We start from the raw sequence: 16,098 nt of genomic DNA on the forward strand, positions 1-16,098 counted from the left end.
CGAAAACCAACACAAAGGTAAAGAATGTCTAACTTGTCTCCTACACTAAAACTTGCCCTAGACCTCATATCTCGCCCGTCTGTAACACCAGCAGACGCCGGTTGCCAAGACCTCATGATAGAGCGATTAAAAAACGCCGGTTTTGAAATTGAGTATATGCCCTTTGGCGAAGTGAAAAATTTCTATGCAAAGCGCGGCTCATCTGGGCCCAACCTTTGCTTCGCGGGACACACCGACGTTGTCCCAACGGGCCCTGAAAACGAATGGAAAGTCCCTCCGTTTGCCCCCGCTATTATCGATGGCATACTCTATGGGCGTGGCGCGGCAGACATGAAAGGCAGCCTAGCCGCCATGGTAACGGCGGTAGAAGCATTCGTAGCAGAACACCCAGATCATCAAGGCCAGATTTCTTTCCTTATCACCAGTGATGAAGAAGGCCCATTTGTCGACGGGACAACACGTGTTGTCGATGCGCTCATGGCACGCAACGAAAAAATAGACTGGTGCATTGTCGGCGAACCCTCCAGCACCAAAACACTGGGTGACATCATCAAAAATGGCCGTCGCGGCTCATTCAGTGGTGACTTAACCGTACATGGCAAACAGGGCCACGTAGCTTACCCACATTTGGCGGAAAACCCCATCCACTTAGCCGCACCTGCGCTGACCGAGATGGCCAATGCCCATTGGGATAATGGCAATGACTTTTTCCCACCAACCAGCTTTCAAATTTCCAATATACAGGCAGGAACAGGCGCAACCAACGTGGTGCCGGGCAAGCTAAACGCTCAATTTAATTTCCGTTTTTCCTCAGAATTAGACTTTGACGCGCTTAAAGTACGCGTACTTGAAATCTTAGATAAACACCATTTACGCTATGATATTGAGTGGACTTACAATGGCTTACCTTTTTTAACCCGACCCGGTGAATTGGTCGACGCCATTGTTGACGCCGTGCAAACAACCGTTAATATCACGCCGGAATTATCCACCTCAGGTGGTACTTCTGACGGTCGATTCATTGCTAAAATGGGCACTCAAGTCGTTGAGCTTGGCCCCATCAATGCCACCATTCATCAGATTAACGAATGTGTTGATGCCGAAAGCCTTAATCATCTTTCGGTGATTTACACACGCATTCTAAAAAATCTATTTACCGGCAAAGTCTAGGCTCATTAAGATGAGAAACACCCTACATAAACTGGCCATGAAACTGGGCAACAACCCCAAGCTTGCTCTTATCAAAATGATTCAAGGCGGTCTTCTTTTCGCTTTTGGCGTGCTTATGTTGATGGTGGCAAATCAAGTCTTAACCACCTCCCTGACTCAGGAAATCATCGCCTTATTTGGGCTGATTTTAGCCGGATGTGGACTATTATGGATGCTCGTGGGCTATCTCTCCATGAGCATCCTCAGGATTTATCACATGATCAAAAAGAAGGATTAGAGCGATGCAGCAAACAGACATCGAAATATATGTATTATCCTGCCCGACAGAAAACATCATCACCTGGCTTGAAAATACCTTTACTCTTGTCACAAAAAGTACGCCGTCAACGCTTTGCTCAAAAGTGACCCTTGCAGCGGATGATGGCAACACGATTGAAGTCACCATCTTAGAACAAGCAGCAGGGAAACGTTTTACGTCGATTTGGTTCGACTCAAATAAAACCCCATGGGAAGACGATATCGCTTGTGCACGGCAGGTTTTCGAAGCCCTACACTGTGAGGTACGTTGTAACTTTCAAGGCTGGGAAGAAGAAGGCAACCAAGATCCAGACCAGTGGTGGCGGATTAACAGCCATGGAGAAGGCCCATTTATCTGGGATTAAACCATCCCAATAAAAGCCAACTAGCACAGTAAACACATTATTTAATTGAGAATAGACACATGCAAATTACACTCCTTAAAGGCAAACTTCATATGGCCAGCGTCACCCAGGCCGAGCTTTGGTATGACGGCTCTTGCGCCATCGACAAAGACCTTGTAGAACTCGCTGGCTTTAGAGAATTCGAGCAAATCGATATTTATAACGTCGACAATGGCGAACGCTTTCACACCTACGTGATTCTAGCGGAGTCTGGATCAGGCACTATATCAATGAATGGCGCAGCCGCCAGAAAAGTCCAAGTGGGTGACCGTGTTATCATCGCCGCCTATGGACAAATGAGCGAAGTCGAAGCCAATGAATTTAAACCCAAACTGGTGTATCTAAACAAAGACAATAGTGTAGAACGCACAACCAACACCATCCCAGTACAAAAAGACTAACGTTAATCCAAACAATCTTTATTGAGAACACAAGCTCATTAGTGAACAACCTCGCCCTAAGGGGCGAGGTATCAGTGTCATTCCCGCCTTCAAGGCTGTCGTTAAAGGTAATCACCTGTAGGTCTTTAGGCCGTCAAAAGCCCGATAACACCAAACCAAAAACCTTGACGCGCTAAAGCACGACCTAAAAAAAACAACATAAATCAACTAATTGCAGGCTAAATGACATCTCACGCCTGATCACGGTCGTATCTCCCTCATCAGACCGACAAGATCGACGACATTCGTTTAGCGACGCCCTCCTTCGCGGGAATGACAAAGCTAGATTTTAGTTATTTACGCAGCAAGCGGCGGGGAATTTACCCTAAGAGATTAAAAGACACAAAAAAGCCCCATCTAATCACTAATCAACTTAGAAGGGGCTTTTTTTCAACATTATTTTTCTATGCTAATGACGCCAATGCCGCATCGTAATTCGGTTCATCTGCGGTTTCAGCCACTTGCTCTGTGTAAATTACAGTGCCCTTGTCATCTAGAACAACCACAGCACGAGACAAAAGACCAGCCAATGGACCCGTGGTAAAAATCAGACCGTAATCCTCGCCAAATGTTGAGCGAAAACTAGACCCCGTATCAACATTATCAATGCCTTCAGCACCACAGAAACGCGCTGCCGCAAAAGGCAAATCAGCCGAGACACAAAGCACGTTGACATTCTGTAATGCAGCAACAGATTCATTAAATTTACGAATCGACGTTGCGCAAGTTGGCGTATCAACAGAAGGGAAAATATTTAACACTAATTTAGCGCCTTGGTAATCTGCCAATGTAGCGACAGACAAATCTGTTTTTACCAATTCAAAGGCTGGCGCAGTAGAACCCACTGCAGGAAGAGAACCAGCTGTTTCAAAAGGATTACCTTTTAATGTTACCGTTGCCATAACTACCTCTTAAATAGAATAAAATTTAACCGCGAATAATCGACACATTTTCAGCTTGCTTGCCTTTTTCGCCTTCTGTAACGTAAAAGCGAACCAACTGCCCTTCAACCAAGAAACGACGACCACGGCCACGAATAGCACGATAGTGAACAAATACGTCATCGCCATTCTCCATGGTTAAAAAGCCAAAGCCTTTTGAAGAATTAAACCACTTCACTGTGCCTTGCTCACGGTCATCGTCTTCATCTTCTTCCGAGTCTGAATCATAGCCTATAGAGCTGCTGACTTGACTGACCATAGCGCCGACATAAACAGACACAAGAATAAAACCAAAATACACAAGGAAATTTGCACCCATCTCTTGTTTCAACACCCCAGCAATCAGCAAAGGCACAATCAAAGCAATAACAAGGCTAACGATAAACGTGCGCAATGAAAACAAACCGGAACCAACAGAAGACCCTTTATTACGTGAAACATTATCCTGATGATCATTCATAACTGTATATCTCTTTATTAAATTAAATATTGTTGTAAAGCAGAGCCTATTCCTAAAAACAGCCCCCGTGTTAGCACAAATGTGAGTAAATAAATATTTTATAAAACCTTTGAAAGATGTCAAAAGCACACCCAAAGCCAGTAAAAATAGATAAGAAACGGAGTTTATGCACTATAAAAAACCATTCGCCTCTATTTTCAACAAAGTATTGGGGACACAACACGCATACAAAGACCTCTTTACTAAACTCTTGCTGAAATCACCATATAAAGCTAAAGAAGATAGTAGTAGAATATCCAGCTTCTTTTGAGAGCAATTTTCACGCCACTCTTACACTTTTAAATGACCGATACGTGCGCCATATATTTTTATAGAAGAGCGTATAAAATAGAATTTAGCTTGCTAAGGTTAACACACAGAAGGTATCCATGAACACCTCACAAATCGATCAACGCATTGACGAATTGGAATTCAAACTGCAATTTCAAGAAGATACTATTGACAGCTTAAATCAGACCCTAATTGATCAACAAAAAGATATGTTATTGATCAAAGAAAAGCTCGTTATATTAGGCAAACAACTTGAATCCTACCGCCAACAACAACCCAGCAATGAAGGAGAAAGGCCACCACACTATTAACCTTTAAAACAGTCATGCTGAAAATAGATAAAATTAAACAGCAAACAAACGCTAAGAGGAAAGATGATCAAGCGACTTTAGGACATACACATCAAATCGCCCTGATTTGCCTTCTAGTTGATAAGTGGGTTCGGTGCCATTTAAAAATACCGCTCCCTTAGGGCGCTTCACTACTACGCGGTAGGTCGCCAATTGCATCGCATAAGATAAAAGCGCATCAGCATCCGTGTCTTTTCCAACCAAATCCCTAAAAAAAGCCATTTCTTTTTTTGCCGCAGCGGAGGCTTTATCCGTATGTGGGTACATAGGATCCAAATACACAACATCAAACACAGAATCGTCAGTGATCTGAGTGATATCCGTATCAAGTAAGTGCATATTAGCAACGATATCCGCCACTTCGTGATGCAAAGACGCGCGATACAAACCGTCTTGCAACATCGCCCTCACAAACCCCACACGTTCACACAGCGCGACCGAACAGCCCAAACAAGCCAACACAAACGCATCCCGTCCCAATCCAGCCGTGGCGTCTAAAACGGATAAATTAGAGCCCTTGTTCAACCCCACTGCTTTTGCAATATCTTGGCCTTTCCCCCCGCCAAACCGTCTTCGGTGATCCACCGTACCCGAGGTAAAATCCACATAAACTGGCTTAGGCGCTCCTTTTCCCGTCTTTGCAATTGCCACACCATCGAAGGTCTTGAGCAAGAGATAATCGTAACCCGAGACAAACTTGATCGGCCCATTCAATGAAATAAACGGCAGATTTAACGACTGAGCCAATAAGCGCGACTCTGACTCTAGCGAATTATCTGTCGTCGCAACCGCAATCGAGCTCAGCAAAATAGTTTTCTCCCCAAAGTAGCCGACAAGCGACCGTTCGCTCTAGACCAAAAAGCACAGCAATGTCTAAAGGTATACGATTAACAAAAGCACACCGCCCAAGATCAATCGGTAAACAAAAAAAGGAAAGAAACCAATCGTATTAAGCCACTTTAAAAATAAGTAAATACACAGGTAAGCACTGATAGCGGATAAAATAACGCCCATCAAAATACTCCCCCAATCCACCGCCAAATTAGACGATACCAGCTCAACCGATTTCAAACCGCCCGCCGCGAGAATAAGAGGAATAGACAAAAGAAAAGAAAAGCGTGCCGCACTCTCGCGACCAAAACCGAGAAATCTCGCGGCCGTCATGGTAATACCGGATCGAGATGTACCCGGGATCAAAGCAAGCGCTTGAGCCAACCCAATCAACAGCACGCTTTTTAGCGCAAGATCTTGCTCCGTCTTATGGGAGGTACCGTAACGGTCTGACAACCAAAGTAATACGCCAAAACCAATCGTGGTATAGGCAATCACTTCCAAAGAACGCAAATGGGTACTGATAAAATCATCAAACAACAAACCAAAAACACAAGCCGGTAATGTTGCAAGACAAATCCACCACGCTAAACGACTATTGGGCGTCGATTGTTTGTCTTTAATAGACACACACCAAGCAAAAATAATTTGCGCAATGTCTTTTCTAAAGTAGCCAACAATGGCAATGAGTGTTCCGACATGAACGGCGACATCAAATGCTAGCCCTTGATCCGGCCAATTAAGCAGCTGAGAAGGCAATATTAAATGCGCAGAACTTGAAATGGGCAAAAACTCGGTCAATCCCTGAATAACTGCCAAGAAAACAATTTGATACCACAACATACAACTACCGTTTCCCTATACGAGGCGCCTGTTTTTCCCAAGTGATTTCATCTCTTAGGTAGGTTGGAAGAGCATCATAAGCTGACACCATGTCAGCTTTTTGAAAGTGCAATAAAGCCAGTTCCGCAATACAAGCGGCACGAGGGGCTAAGTCCGTCAAGACATGGGCTGGAGGCGTGGGTAAAAGAGAACTGAGCACTTCTTCATAACACCAACCAGAACCTACACCATCAAATTGACCAGAAAAAGCAGGCAACGCCGTAGGCTTAACCACACATTCATCAATCAGCAGATCTATTTCATAGCGCCCATCGGTTTTGTTGACACGATATCCGCCTAAATAAATCTCCCCCATGCGCGCATCCAATGCCGCCAGCCAATCATTCTTACCGGTTTTCTGAAAGCCTTCTAAAGACAAGGCAGCAAGCGTAGAAACAGGAATGACAGGTAAATCCGCACCAAAAGCCAACCCCTGCACCACACCCGCACTAATGCGAAGTCCAGTAAAAGACCCAGGGCCGCGCCCAAACGCAATGGCATCAAGATCAGACAGTGTTAATCCTGCCTGGCTAAGAATTTGATCTACCATGGGTAAAATCAAATCGTTATGAAGACGCGGCGCGATGCGGAAATCTTCCAACACAACGCCATCAATCATCAACGCAACCGAACAAGCCGGGGTTGAGGTATCTAATGCTAAAATGGCCGTCATTGAGTGATTAAGCCTTTAACGACGCCAATAGGCTTTGTTTGATCTCGTTCAAATCACCGACACCATTTACCTTCACAAACTTAGGCGCTGTTGCGCTGTCTGCTTTCAGCCAGTCTTGATAGTAACCAATCAGAGGAGCGGTTTGTTCATGGTAAACACCTAAACGCAAACGCACTGTTTCTTCGGTGTCATCAGCGCGCTGAACAAGGTCCTCGCCCGTCACATCGTCTTTACCTTCGACCTTAGGTGGATTGTAAACAAGGTGATAAGTACGACCAGAAGCCTCGTGAACGCGACGACCACTCATACGTTTTACGATTTCTTCATCGGCAACATCGATCTCAACAACATAATCAATCTTCACACCCGCGTCTTTCAACGCATCGGCTTGAGGAATGGTACGTGGGAAACCATCAAACAACGCACCCTTGGCGCAATCGTCAGCGGTCAAACGTTCTTTTACCAAGCCGATGATAATATCATCAGAAACAAGCTGACCGGCATCCATAACCGCTTTGGCTTTCAAGCCCATTTCGCTTCCTGCTTTTACCGCGGCACGCAGCATGTCACCCGTTGAGATCTGCGGAATGCCAAACGCTTCCGTGATAAATTGAGCTTGAGTGCCTTTACCAGCGCCTGGCGCACCTAATAATATTACTCGCATAAACATCTCCAAAAGACAGCGTTAACAGATTTGCAAGCATGCCTGACACAGCGCATCGCCATCAGGTTATAAACCTAACAACGCGCGGAACAGGCAAGCCATTTGCATACTAAAAAATTGAATGGTCGCCAAGCATACCCAAGCAGCCCTTCATTATGCAAATTTACGCGTCTTTTTTTATCATTTTCTTACTCATACTGAGCATTTCCTAACCATATAAGCGAATTAGCCTGTATTTTGCATCCCACTCGCAATCCCCGCCATAGTGATCATTAAGGCTTTATTCACTTCAGCGTTGCCTTCGTCTTTACGGCTACGATACAAAAGCTCTGCTTGCAGATAGTGTAATGGGTCAATATAAGGATTTCGCACATCAATCGATTGGCGTATGGTTTTATTATCTTCAATGAGCCGCTCTTGTTTCTTGAGCATTTTCACCAGTTCACTGACCTGTTTCAGCTTAGCCCGTAACAAACGCCCCAAACCTTGTAGCTCTTCAGCAACAAGACGCTTTTCATAGTATTCAGCAATCTCAGGCTCTGCTTTCGCCAACACCATGTCCAACATATCAAGATAGGCGCCAAAGAAAGGCCATTTTTTATGCATTTCCCTTAGTTTTTCCAAGTTGCCAGATTCCACACCTTGCTGCAACGCACTTTCTGCCCCCAGCCAAGCGGGTAACATAAGACGAATTTGCATCCACGCAAAAATCCAAGGAATGGCTCGCAAACTCTCCACGCCGCCATCAGAACGTCGACGCGCTGGCCGGGAGCCTAGTGGCAATTTCGCCAACTCTTGTTCCGGCGTTGTCGCTCTAAAATACGGCACAAAGTCTTCATGCCCGCGCACAATAGAACGATATTGGTTCATCCCCACTTCCGCCATTTCGTCCATAATGGCACGCCACTCTTCCTTCGGTGGCTCAGCTGGAATCAATGACGCCTCCATCACCGCAGAGCAGTAAAGCTCTAAAGAGCGCACGGCAATATCAGGAATACCAAATTTAAAGCGAATCATTTCACCCTGTTCAGTGACACGAATCGCCCCATTCACTGAACCAGGCGGCTGAGAAAGAATCGCCACATGAGCAGGGCCGCCGCCACGACCAACCGTACCACCGCGACCATGAAACAGCGTCAGATGAATACCGTGTTTTTTACAAAGACGGGTTAATGCCTCTTGCGCTCGATACTGTCCCCACGTGGCAGCAACCTGTCCTGCGTCTTTGGCAGAATCGGAATAACCTATCATCACCTCTTGCTGACCATTGATATAAGACTTATACCAAGGAATCGAAAACAGTTGCTCGATGATAGGCTCAGCATTATCCAAATCGGCAAGCGTTTCGAACAAAGGCACAATCCGCATAGGAAAGCTCACCCCAGACTCTTTTAGCATCAAGGCAACAGCCAATACGTCCGATGGCGCACTGGCCATGGAAATAACATAAGAGCCAAACGAGTTCTGTTGGCCTTTTGAAATCATCCTAAAGGTATCAAGAACCTCCGTCACTTCTTCCGTCGGCGTCCACTCCATTGGCAAAAGCGGGCGTTTAGAATTTAACTCCGTCAGCAAAAAAGCTTGCCGAGAAGCTTCGTCCCACTCGGCATAGTCGCCCAAGCCATAAAACCGTGTAATAGCAGACAAGGCATCAATATGACGAGAAGCGTCTTGACGCACATCCAATCGCACCAATGTCGCCCCAAAGGTGGCCGCACAACGAATAAGGTCCAACAAGGACCCGTTGGCGATCACCTTCATGCCGCAGTCCAATAAAGACTGGTAACACAACATCAAATCATCGGTGAGCTCTTGAATATCAAGAAAAATCCCCTCATCCGACGCCGATTTACCATCCAAACAGGCTTTGGCCCAGTTTTTGGTGGCGAGCATCTTGTTCTCTAAATACCGCAACACCTCACGGTAAGGCTGCGCACTGTCGCCCACGCGCTCACGTAATGCCGCGTTGCACTGCGTCATCGAAAACTCAGAACGCAGTATATTTAAGTCTTTTATATACAGATCGGCCGCCATCCAACGGGCCAGCAAAGTCACTTCTTTTGTCACTTTATGGGTAACATTTGGGTTACCATCGCGGTCGCCGCCCATCCAGGTCGCAAAACGAATCGGCGCCAAATCCAACGGCAAACGGTCGTCTTTTGAAAACTCGCTAAACTGTTCATCCAGCTGGCGGAAAAAACGCGGTACGGCTTGCCATAAAGACTGCTCAATCACCGCAAAGCCCCACTTAGCCTCATCAACGGGCGTCGGCCTTTCTTCACGTATTTCATCGGTATGCCAAGCTTGCGTGATGATTTCTTTTAGGCGTCGAATGTGCTTGGTTTCTTCTAGCGGCAGGATATTGTCTTTGTCTAACGCTTCTAGTTCACTCGAAATATTATCGTATTTTCGGATCAAGGAGCGACGCACCACTTCCGTTGGATGCGCGGTCAGTACCAGTTCAATAGACTGCGATTGCAACGAGGCAATCATTTGTTCTGCGGTAAAGTTTTGCTTGGCAAGGCGGGCCAGTAAATCGCCAACCGGATTATGGTACACACCCAGACTTTCATTGGTGCGACGACGATGAACACGATGATATTGCTCGGCAATATTAGACAAGTTCAAAAATTGATTGAACGCCCGAGCAACCGGCACAATCTCTTTATCTTCTAACGCCTCTAACGCTTGAATAAGCGCAGCAGAATCCCCGGATTGACGCCCATCTTTCGACAGTAAGCGAATGTTTTCTACTTTTTCTAGAAAGCCTTCGCCTAAATGATTGCTCATACTTTCGCCAAGACAGTCTCCCAGCAACCTAACATTTTCACGTAATGACGCCTGACGATCACTCACTTCACCCTCCTAATATTGCCAATTACGCTGTTTTAACAACGTTTTTTTTATTCATCTAACCGATTCGAAACCTACAAGCCTTCGCGCTTGGCTTGATCCCAGTAGCGGTCTAATTCTTCTAAAGAACAATCTGTTAGCTTTTTATTCTGTGCCGACACAAGCGCTTCTATTCTACCAAAGCGTCGGCGAAATTTAATATTTGTCTTATTCAATGCCACATCGGGCGCAACATTAAGATGACGCGCCAAATTGCTCACGGCAAACAACACATCGCCCATTTCTTCTTCAACATGAAGACGGTTCTGTTCTTTTATCGCCGCTTCCAATTCGTCCAGTTCTTCTCGGATCTTTGCAAAAACCGGTGCCGCATCAGGCCAGTCAAACCCCACTTTAGCGACCTTTTGTTGAATTTTCACCGCCTGCATTAAGGCCGGCATGGATACTGGCACAGCGTCCAACAAACTGTCACTAGACGCGCCCTTCTCCTGGGCTTTAATGCGCTGCCATTGCTCTGCAATTTGCTGTTCAGTCAGCCTTGTCGGCTCACCAAAGCGCGCAATGTCACCATCGGGGAAAACATGAGGATGACGCCGCAGCATTTTTTCAACAATGCCAGCAACCACATCATCAAACGAAAAACGCTGCTCTTCTTCGGCCATTTGCGCATAAAAAATCACTTGGAAAAGTAAATCCCCTAGCTCTTCTTTTAAATGCTCGAAATCCTCACGCTCAATCGCATCCAGCACTTCATAGGCTTCTTCTAACGTATAAGGCGCAATACTTTTATAGTCTTGCTTTTTGTCCCAAGCACAGCCAAATTCGCTATCCCTAAGGCAGGCCATCACGTATTGCAATTGCGCTATGGTGGTACTCAAAAGTCTTTCTCTCTAAAGACGTTTAATACATTGGGCAATTGATTAATGCGATGCAGCAGCTTACTCAATATGCTCAACTCACCCACTTCAATAGTAAAGCGGATGCTGGCCGTGTGGCTTTCTTTTGTGGATAAGGTGTTCATCGACAAAAGATTGACTTTTTCATTCGCCAGCAAGCCGGTAATATCATTCAGCAGGCCCGTTCTATCATAGGCTTCGACTTGAATATTCACTGGATATTGGTTATCAAGTTCTTCCCCCCAGCTCACATCAATGATTCTTTCAGGCTCATCCAACCCTAATTGAACAATATTAATACAATCTTGGCGGTGTACAGAAACCCCACGGCCTTGTGTAATAAACCCCACAATATCGTCGCCAGGAATCGGTGTGCAACACCGCGCCATTTGAGTCAATAACTTCCCAACACCCAGAATATGAATGTCATCATCGGACGACTTGTGGCGGCTTTTCTTTAACCGAATAGGACGCGTCGTCGTCGTTTCGCCATTCAAACTATAAAAATCATCGATGGCACGTAACACTCGTGCCAACTGGATGTCACCCGCTCCCAACGCCACATACACTTCATCGGCAGTCGAAAAATTAAACCGCGCAGCAATGGTTTTCAGGTCAATACGGTTATCTTCAATGCCGAGACGCTTGAGCTGCTTATCTAATAAATGCTTACCGGCATCGAGGTTTTTTTCTCGATCTTCTTTACGAAACCAGTTTTGAATTTTGGCACGGGCACGGTTAGTTTGCACATAACCCAGCGTCGGATGCAGCCAATCACGGCTAGGGCCGCCCTCTTTCGTGGTGAGAATTTCAATTTTATCGCCGGTTTTTAAATGCGTGACCAAGGAAATAATCTTGCCATTTACCTTGGCGCCACGACAACGATGGCCAATCTCCGTGTGCACTCGATAGGCAAAGTCCACCGGCGTCGCATTAATGGGTAGATCAACCACATGCCCCTCGGGCGTGAAAACATATATGCGATCTTGCTCAATGTCGCTGCGCACCTGCTCCGCTAAAGACTCCAAATCCCCTTGCACTTCATGAAAGTCTAAAATGGTTCTTAACCATTGCAGCTTTTCTTCATAGCTGGAGCTATTAGAGCTTAAATCTGTGCCCTTATACTTCCAATGCGCACAAACCCCTAACTCGGCGTCTTCATGCATCTTATGCGTGCGTATTTGGATTTCAAGCGCACGTCCTTGAGGCCCTATTACCGCCGTGTGTAAAGATTGATAGCCATTCGACTTAGGGTTGCTGATGTAGTCATCAAACTCTTGAGGAATAGGACGCCATAAATTATGTACGATACCCAGCACGCCATAACATTCCATCGGCTCGTTGACTAAAATGCGCACCGCTCGAACATCATACACCTCATCAAAGCCAATATTTTTGCGCTTCATTTTGCGCCAAATACTGTAAATATGCTTCGCTCTTCCCATGAGATCGGCGTGTATATTAATGCCTTTTAAACGGCTGTCTAATAACGTGATGACATCCTCAATATACTGCTGGCGATCAAGTCGCTTCTCATCAAGCCAAGTGGCTATGCGCTTGTAATCCGAGGGATAAAGATAGCGGAAAGAAAGGTCCTCCAATTCCCATTTGATATGCCCAATCCCCAAACGGTGGGCCAAAGGGGCATAAACACTTTGTACTTCTAACGCAACGGCGACACGGCGCTCTTCTCCCTGATGCTTCGCCTCTTTGATGGCGCAAGCTCGTTCTGCCAATTTGATCAAGACGACGCGAACATCATCGATAATGGACACCAGCATTTTGCGCAAAGACTCTAGCTGACTGTCACTTCTACCAAGTACTTCTGCTGTGGTATCAAGCGTTAAGTTTTTAGACACTTCGCCCATTCGTATCACCCCTTCCACAATAGAAGAGACTTTACGACCAAACATATCCGTCACTCTGGCAATGGGTAGCTGATCTTCTCGCACCGCGCGATATAAAGCGGCGGCGACTAAAGAGTCCTGATCGGCTCGAAAACCAGATAAGATCTCCACCATCTCAAGACCGGCACGAAAGGTACTTGCCTGAGCGCCCCAATACGAGGGACGAGCACATTGTAACTCCGCTTGTCGCGCCAGCTCGCAAGCCATACGCACCGGAACCCTAGCACTGTCGTCGATTAAATGAGAAAACTGCCCCATCCAAGCATCGATATCGACACTGCCATCTTCTAATACAGGGTGATCTTTTCTTACCGTTACCATCTTCTAGCCTTTTGTTTACTTCTTTTTTTGCAGCAACATCATGCTTTCTACATGCGACGTTTGTGGGAACATATCCATCAAACCAACACGCAAAACCTGATATCCTTTTGCAACTAAATATTCAGCATCCCTCGCTAACGTAGAAGCATTGCAAGAAACGTACAATATTTGCCTAGGCGCTATTTTTATTATGCTATCTAAGAACTCAAACGCACCAGCACGAGGAGGATCCAATAACACTTTGGTAATAGCGTGGTGAAAAAGTTCATTTTCAATCGGCTTAGTGAGATCCGCGGCCACAAAGGACAGGTTATCAAGACCATTAATACGCGCGTTCTCTCTTGCCGCTTCCACCATACTTTCTTGCACTTCCACACCAATCACAGATTGTGCCTGTTGCGCCAGTGGTAAAGAAAAATTCCCCACGCCACAAAAAAGATCCAGCACCACATCTTGCTGAGTTGGATCCAACCAGTCCATCGCTTGAGCAAGCATTTTTTGATTCATGATGTCATTCACTTGAATGAAATCCTGAGGATGATATCTCAACCGAAATCGACCCAGATCATAGTAGCGCATTTTTTCGGCTACAACGTCCGCTTTGCTCGCTTTTGGTGCCTGCCAATACAAGGTAACCTGCTCCTGCTTTGCCCACTCTTCCCACTCATGTTGCCGCTCTTCAGAGACAGCAGCCGTTAGGCGAAATAAAACAGAAACGCCCTTGGTATCTTCCAATAACTCCACATGACCCAGCGCGGAAGCCAAATCATTAATGGATAGCGCCTGTTTTAAAGAGCGAAAAGTTGTTTGAAGAGAGTTGGTTAGCACCACGCAACGATCAATCGACACAATGTCGCTCGACGCCTTGCTGCGAAAACCGAACATCACCTGACCCTTTTTCACTTCAATAGCGATGCGAGCCCGGCGACGATAACCCGTAGACTTGTCAGATAAGCATTCAAGCGTTTGAGTGCTGATGAGATGGCGCAACTGGCCTCGCAGCCAATCCGCTTTAGAGGACAGCTGCTTTTCATCGGCTAAATGCTGATAACTACAGCCGCCACAAGTCGAAAAATGCTCACAAGCAGGCTCAACTCGATATGGACTAGGGGAAATGATCGCGGTCAGGGCCGCTTCGTCAAAGCGACGGCCTGTTTTTGTCACCTGCGCCGTGACTGTTTCACCTGGCAAAGCCCCTTCAATAAAGGTTACTTTGCCTTGCAAGCGCGCAACACCTTTTGCTTCATGCGTTAAACCGTCGACGGCAAAGGTCTGAACTGGGCCAATTGGCTGAGCGACGTTAACCGAGCGACGTGGGGCTCTTCTTCTCAAAGGGGCTCTCTCTTCCTGACATCAAGGATAAATGGATAGGCATTCTATCGCATCTATCCACTTATCTGCACGTGAAAGCAGACCTTGATAAGCGATTGATCACTTACTCATCAAAAATTCCGGTTGATAAATAACGATCGCCCCGATCACACACAATCGCCACAATCACGGCATTATTAAGTTGTTTAGATAACGCTAAGGCCATGGCAACCGATCCGCCAGAGGAAACACCACAGAAAATCCCTTCTTCTTTTGCTAAACGTCGCATCGTTACTTCCGCCGCCTCTTGTGAAACGTCCATAATCGTATCCACCCTCGCCTCATCAAAAATGGACGGCAAATACGCTTTTGACCAACGACGAATACCAGGAATACTCGCACCATCTTGCGGTTGAAGGCCGATAATCTGAATGTCTTTATTTTGTTCCTTCAAATAATGCGACACTCCCATGATGGTTCCCGTGGTCCCCATCGAGCTAACAAAATGCGTCACCGTGCCCTGCGTTTGTTGCCAAATCTCGGGGCCAGTGGTCAGATAATGCGCATTGGGATTGTCTTGGTTAGCAAACTGATTCAAGACAATTCCGACGCCTTGATCTTGCATTTCTTGAGCGAGATCACGCGCCCTTTCCATACCTTCTTCTTTTGTCACCAAATGCAAAATGGCGCCATAAGCTGTCATTGCTGACTTACGTTCCTGACTCATATTATCAGGCATGATTAAATGCATTTTGTAACCTTTAATCGCCGCAACCATAGCAAGCGCAATGCCTGTGTTACCACTGGTCGCTTCAATAAGGCTATCGCCTGGTTTGATGGCTTTACGCAACTCTGCCTGATGTATCATATTCAAAGCAGGGCGATCTTTGACTGATCCAGCGGGGTTTTGGCCCTCTAGTTTTAGTAAAACAGTGTTATTTGAATTGGGATTGATACGCTGCAAGCGAACCAAGGGCGTTTGTCCAATCAAGGACTCGATAGTAGGGTATTGGATCATAAAAAACTTCGTTGACATTGATGACTTAGGGAATGAAACTTAACACTTTGAGCCTATTTAAGAACACAAACCACAAACAGTACAATAAGAAAGCGTTATAAACTTAGTTGCGATTTAACATGTTAGACAAAAATATGCTCATAATACGGGTTTCCACCCTACTTTTATTATTAACGATCAACGGTTGTAGCAAAACCGAAGACCAACTAACCGAACTGAGTAATGCGGCGCTCAGAAAAGCATGGCGAGCTTGTGCTTATCTCCAATCGCCCTCCAATGACCAACAACAAGCATGCAAAAACTATGAGCAAGAATGTAACGATCGAAAAAACAACCACAACCTCGCATGC

General features: G+C 45.9%; 16 protein-coding genes. 5 read left to right on the plus strand and 11 right to left on the minus strand.

The features are described 5' to 3' along the window. Positions 1–24: 24 nt before the first annotated feature. The 4 genes from dapE to panD are packed head-to-tail and all read left to right on the plus strand — an operon-like array spanning position 25 to position 2,272. A complete protein-coding gene (gene dapE, locus J8N69_RS01940) occupies positions 25–1,170 on the plus strand; it encodes a succinyl-diaminopimelate desuccinylase (protein WP_168825764.1) in 1,146 nt (381 codons plus the stop codon). 10 nt (positions 1,171–1,180) lie between these two features. Further along, positions 1,181–1,447, plus strand: coding sequence for a hypothetical protein (locus J8N69_RS01945; protein WP_168825766.1), 267 nt, complete (start codon positions 1,181–1,183; stop codon positions 1,445–1,447). A gap of 4 nt (positions 1,448–1,451) precedes the next feature. Further along, positions 1,452–1,832: a hypothetical protein gene (locus J8N69_RS01950; RefSeq protein ID WP_168825769.1), complete on the plus strand. Its 381-nt coding sequence runs from the start codon at positions 1,452–1,454 to the stop codon at positions 1,830–1,832. A 59-nt stretch (positions 1,833–1,891) separates the two neighbouring features. Beyond that, positions 1,892–2,272 (plus strand): aspartate 1-decarboxylase, encoded by a 381-nt coding sequence (gene panD / locus J8N69_RS01955; protein ID WP_168825771.1) that lies wholly within the window; start codon positions 1,892–1,894, stop codon positions 2,270–2,272. Positions 2,273–2,715: 443 nt separating this feature from the next. Here panD and tpx read toward each other — a convergent pair whose 3' ends face one another. Further along, complete coding sequence (gene tpx / locus J8N69_RS01960) at positions 2,716–3,213, minus strand: thiol peroxidase (RefSeq protein ID WP_168825773.1); 498 nt, start codon at positions 3,211–3,213, stop codon at positions 2,716–2,718. Positions 3,214–3,238: 25 nt separating this feature from the next. Beyond that, entirely contained in the window at positions 3,239–3,712 is a 474-nt protein-coding gene (locus tag J8N69_RS17090) for a cold-shock protein (protein ID WP_211085067.1), read from the minus strand. 428 nt (positions 3,713–4,140) lie between these two features. On the opposite strand from J8N69_RS17090, the gene J8N69_RS01970 reads away from it, so the two are divergent. Beyond that, on the plus strand, positions 4,141–4,353 hold the full coding sequence (locus J8N69_RS01970; protein ID WP_168825775.1) for a SlyX family protein: 213 nt from the start codon (positions 4,141–4,143) through the stop codon (positions 4,351–4,353). 51 nt (positions 4,354–4,404) lie between these two features. On the opposite strand, the gene J8N69_RS01975 is transcribed toward J8N69_RS01970, so the two are convergent. The 9 genes from J8N69_RS01975 to cysM all read right to left on the minus strand — a co-directional run bounded on the left by J8N69_RS01975 (position 4,405) and on the right by cysM (position 15,748). Next, complete coding sequence (locus J8N69_RS01975; RefSeq protein WP_168825777.1) at positions 4,405–5,199, minus strand: class I SAM-dependent methyltransferase; 795 nt, start codon at positions 5,197–5,199, stop codon at positions 4,405–4,407. Positions 5,200–5,265: 66 nt separating this feature from the next. Beyond that, the gene (locus J8N69_RS01980) at positions 5,266–6,066 is read right to left on the minus strand and encodes an undecaprenyl-diphosphate phosphatase (protein ID WP_168825779.1); all 801 of its coding nucleotides are present in this window, start codon (positions 6,064–6,066) and stop codon (positions 5,266–5,268) included. 4 nt (positions 6,067–6,070) lie between these two features. Next, positions 6,071–6,778 (minus strand): tRNA (adenosine(37)-N6)-threonylcarbamoyltransferase complex dimerization subunit type 1 TsaB, encoded by a 708-nt coding sequence (gene tsaB / locus J8N69_RS01985; protein ID WP_168825781.1) that lies wholly within the window; start codon positions 6,776–6,778, stop codon positions 6,071–6,073. Positions 6,779–6,785: 7 nt separating this feature from the next. Next, positions 6,786–7,442 carry an adenylate kinase gene (gene adk / locus J8N69_RS01990; protein ID WP_168825783.1) on the minus strand — a complete coding sequence of 219 codons (657 nt, stop codon included), beginning with the start codon at positions 7,440–7,442 and terminating at the stop codon, positions 6,786–6,788. Positions 7,443–7,667: 225 nt separating this feature from the next. Continuing rightward, positions 7,668–10,298, minus strand: a complete 2,631-nt coding sequence (gene ppc / locus J8N69_RS01995) for a phosphoenolpyruvate carboxylase (protein WP_168825785.1) — start codon at positions 10,296–10,298, stop codon at positions 7,668–7,670. Between the two features lie 71 nt (positions 10,299–10,369). After that, complete coding sequence (gene mazG / locus J8N69_RS02000; RefSeq protein WP_168825787.1) at positions 10,370–11,173, minus strand: nucleoside triphosphate pyrophosphohydrolase; 804 nt, start codon at positions 11,171–11,173, stop codon at positions 10,370–10,372. Further along, complete coding sequence (gene relA, locus J8N69_RS02005) at positions 11,170–13,419, minus strand: GTP diphosphokinase (protein WP_168825789.1); 2,250 nt, start codon at positions 13,417–13,419, stop codon at positions 11,170–11,172. The genes mazG and relA overlap by 4 nt, the downstream gene beginning before the upstream one ends. A gap of 15 nt (positions 13,420–13,434) precedes the next feature. Then, positions 13,435–14,751 (minus strand): 23S rRNA (uracil(1939)-C(5))-methyltransferase RlmD, encoded by a 1,317-nt coding sequence (rlmD, locus tag J8N69_RS02010; protein ID WP_168825791.1) that lies wholly within the window; start codon positions 14,749–14,751, stop codon positions 13,435–13,437. A 103-nt stretch (positions 14,752–14,854) separates the two neighbouring features. After that, a complete protein-coding gene (gene cysM / locus J8N69_RS02015; RefSeq protein ID WP_168825793.1) occupies positions 14,855–15,748 on the minus strand; it encodes a cysteine synthase CysM in 894 nt (297 codons plus the stop codon). Positions 15,749–16,098 lie beyond the last annotated feature (350 nt).

Origin of the sequence: Marinomonas profundi (assembly GCF_020694005.1) — a bacterium.
Classification (GTDB): domain Bacteria; phylum Pseudomonadota; class Gammaproteobacteria; order Pseudomonadales; family Marinomonadaceae; genus Marinomonas; species Marinomonas profundi.

What these genes read in the sequence shown, in the direction of transcription:
- dapE (WP_168825764.1), top strand. Translation starts at nt 25, where the DNA reads ATGTCTAACTTGTCTCCTACACTAAAACTTGCCCTAGACCTCATATCT.
- J8N69_RS01945 (WP_168825766.1), top strand. Translation starts at nt 1,181, where the DNA reads ATGAGAAACACCCTACATAAACTGGCCATGAAACTGGGCAACAACCCC.
- J8N69_RS01950 (WP_168825769.1), top strand. Translation starts at nt 1,452, where the DNA reads ATGCAGCAAACAGACATCGAAATATATGTATTATCCTGCCCGACAGAA.
- panD (WP_168825771.1), top strand. Translation starts at nt 1,892, where the DNA reads ATGCAAATTACACTCCTTAAAGGCAAACTTCATATGGCCAGCGTCACC.
- tpx (WP_168825773.1), bottom strand. Translation starts at nt 3,213, where the DNA reads ATGGCAACGGTAACATTAAAAGGTAATCCTTTTGAAACAGCTGGTTCT.
- J8N69_RS17090 (WP_211085067.1), bottom strand. Translation starts at nt 3,712, where the DNA reads ATGAATGATCATCAGGATAATGTTTCACGTAATAAAGGGTCTTCTGTT.
- J8N69_RS01970 (WP_168825775.1), top strand. Translation starts at nt 4,141, where the DNA reads ATGAACACCTCACAAATCGATCAACGCATTGACGAATTGGAATTCAAA.
- J8N69_RS01980 (WP_168825779.1), bottom strand. Translation starts at nt 6,066, where the DNA reads ATGTTGTGGTATCAAATTGTTTTCTTGGCAGTTATTCAGGGATTGACC.
- tsaB (WP_168825781.1), bottom strand. Translation starts at nt 6,778, where the DNA reads ATGACGGCCATTTTAGCATTAGATACCTCAACCCCGGCTTGTTCGGTT.
- adk (WP_168825783.1), bottom strand. Translation starts at nt 7,442, where the DNA reads ATGCGAGTAATATTATTAGGTGCGCCAGGCGCTGGTAAAGGCACTCAA.
- relA (WP_168825789.1), bottom strand. Translation starts at nt 13,419, where the DNA reads ATGGTAACGGTAAGAAAAGATCACCCTGTATTAGAAGATGGCAGTGTC.
- cysM (WP_168825793.1), bottom strand. Translation starts at nt 15,748, where the DNA reads ATGATCCAATACCCTACTATCGAGTCCTTGATTGGACAAACGCCCTTG.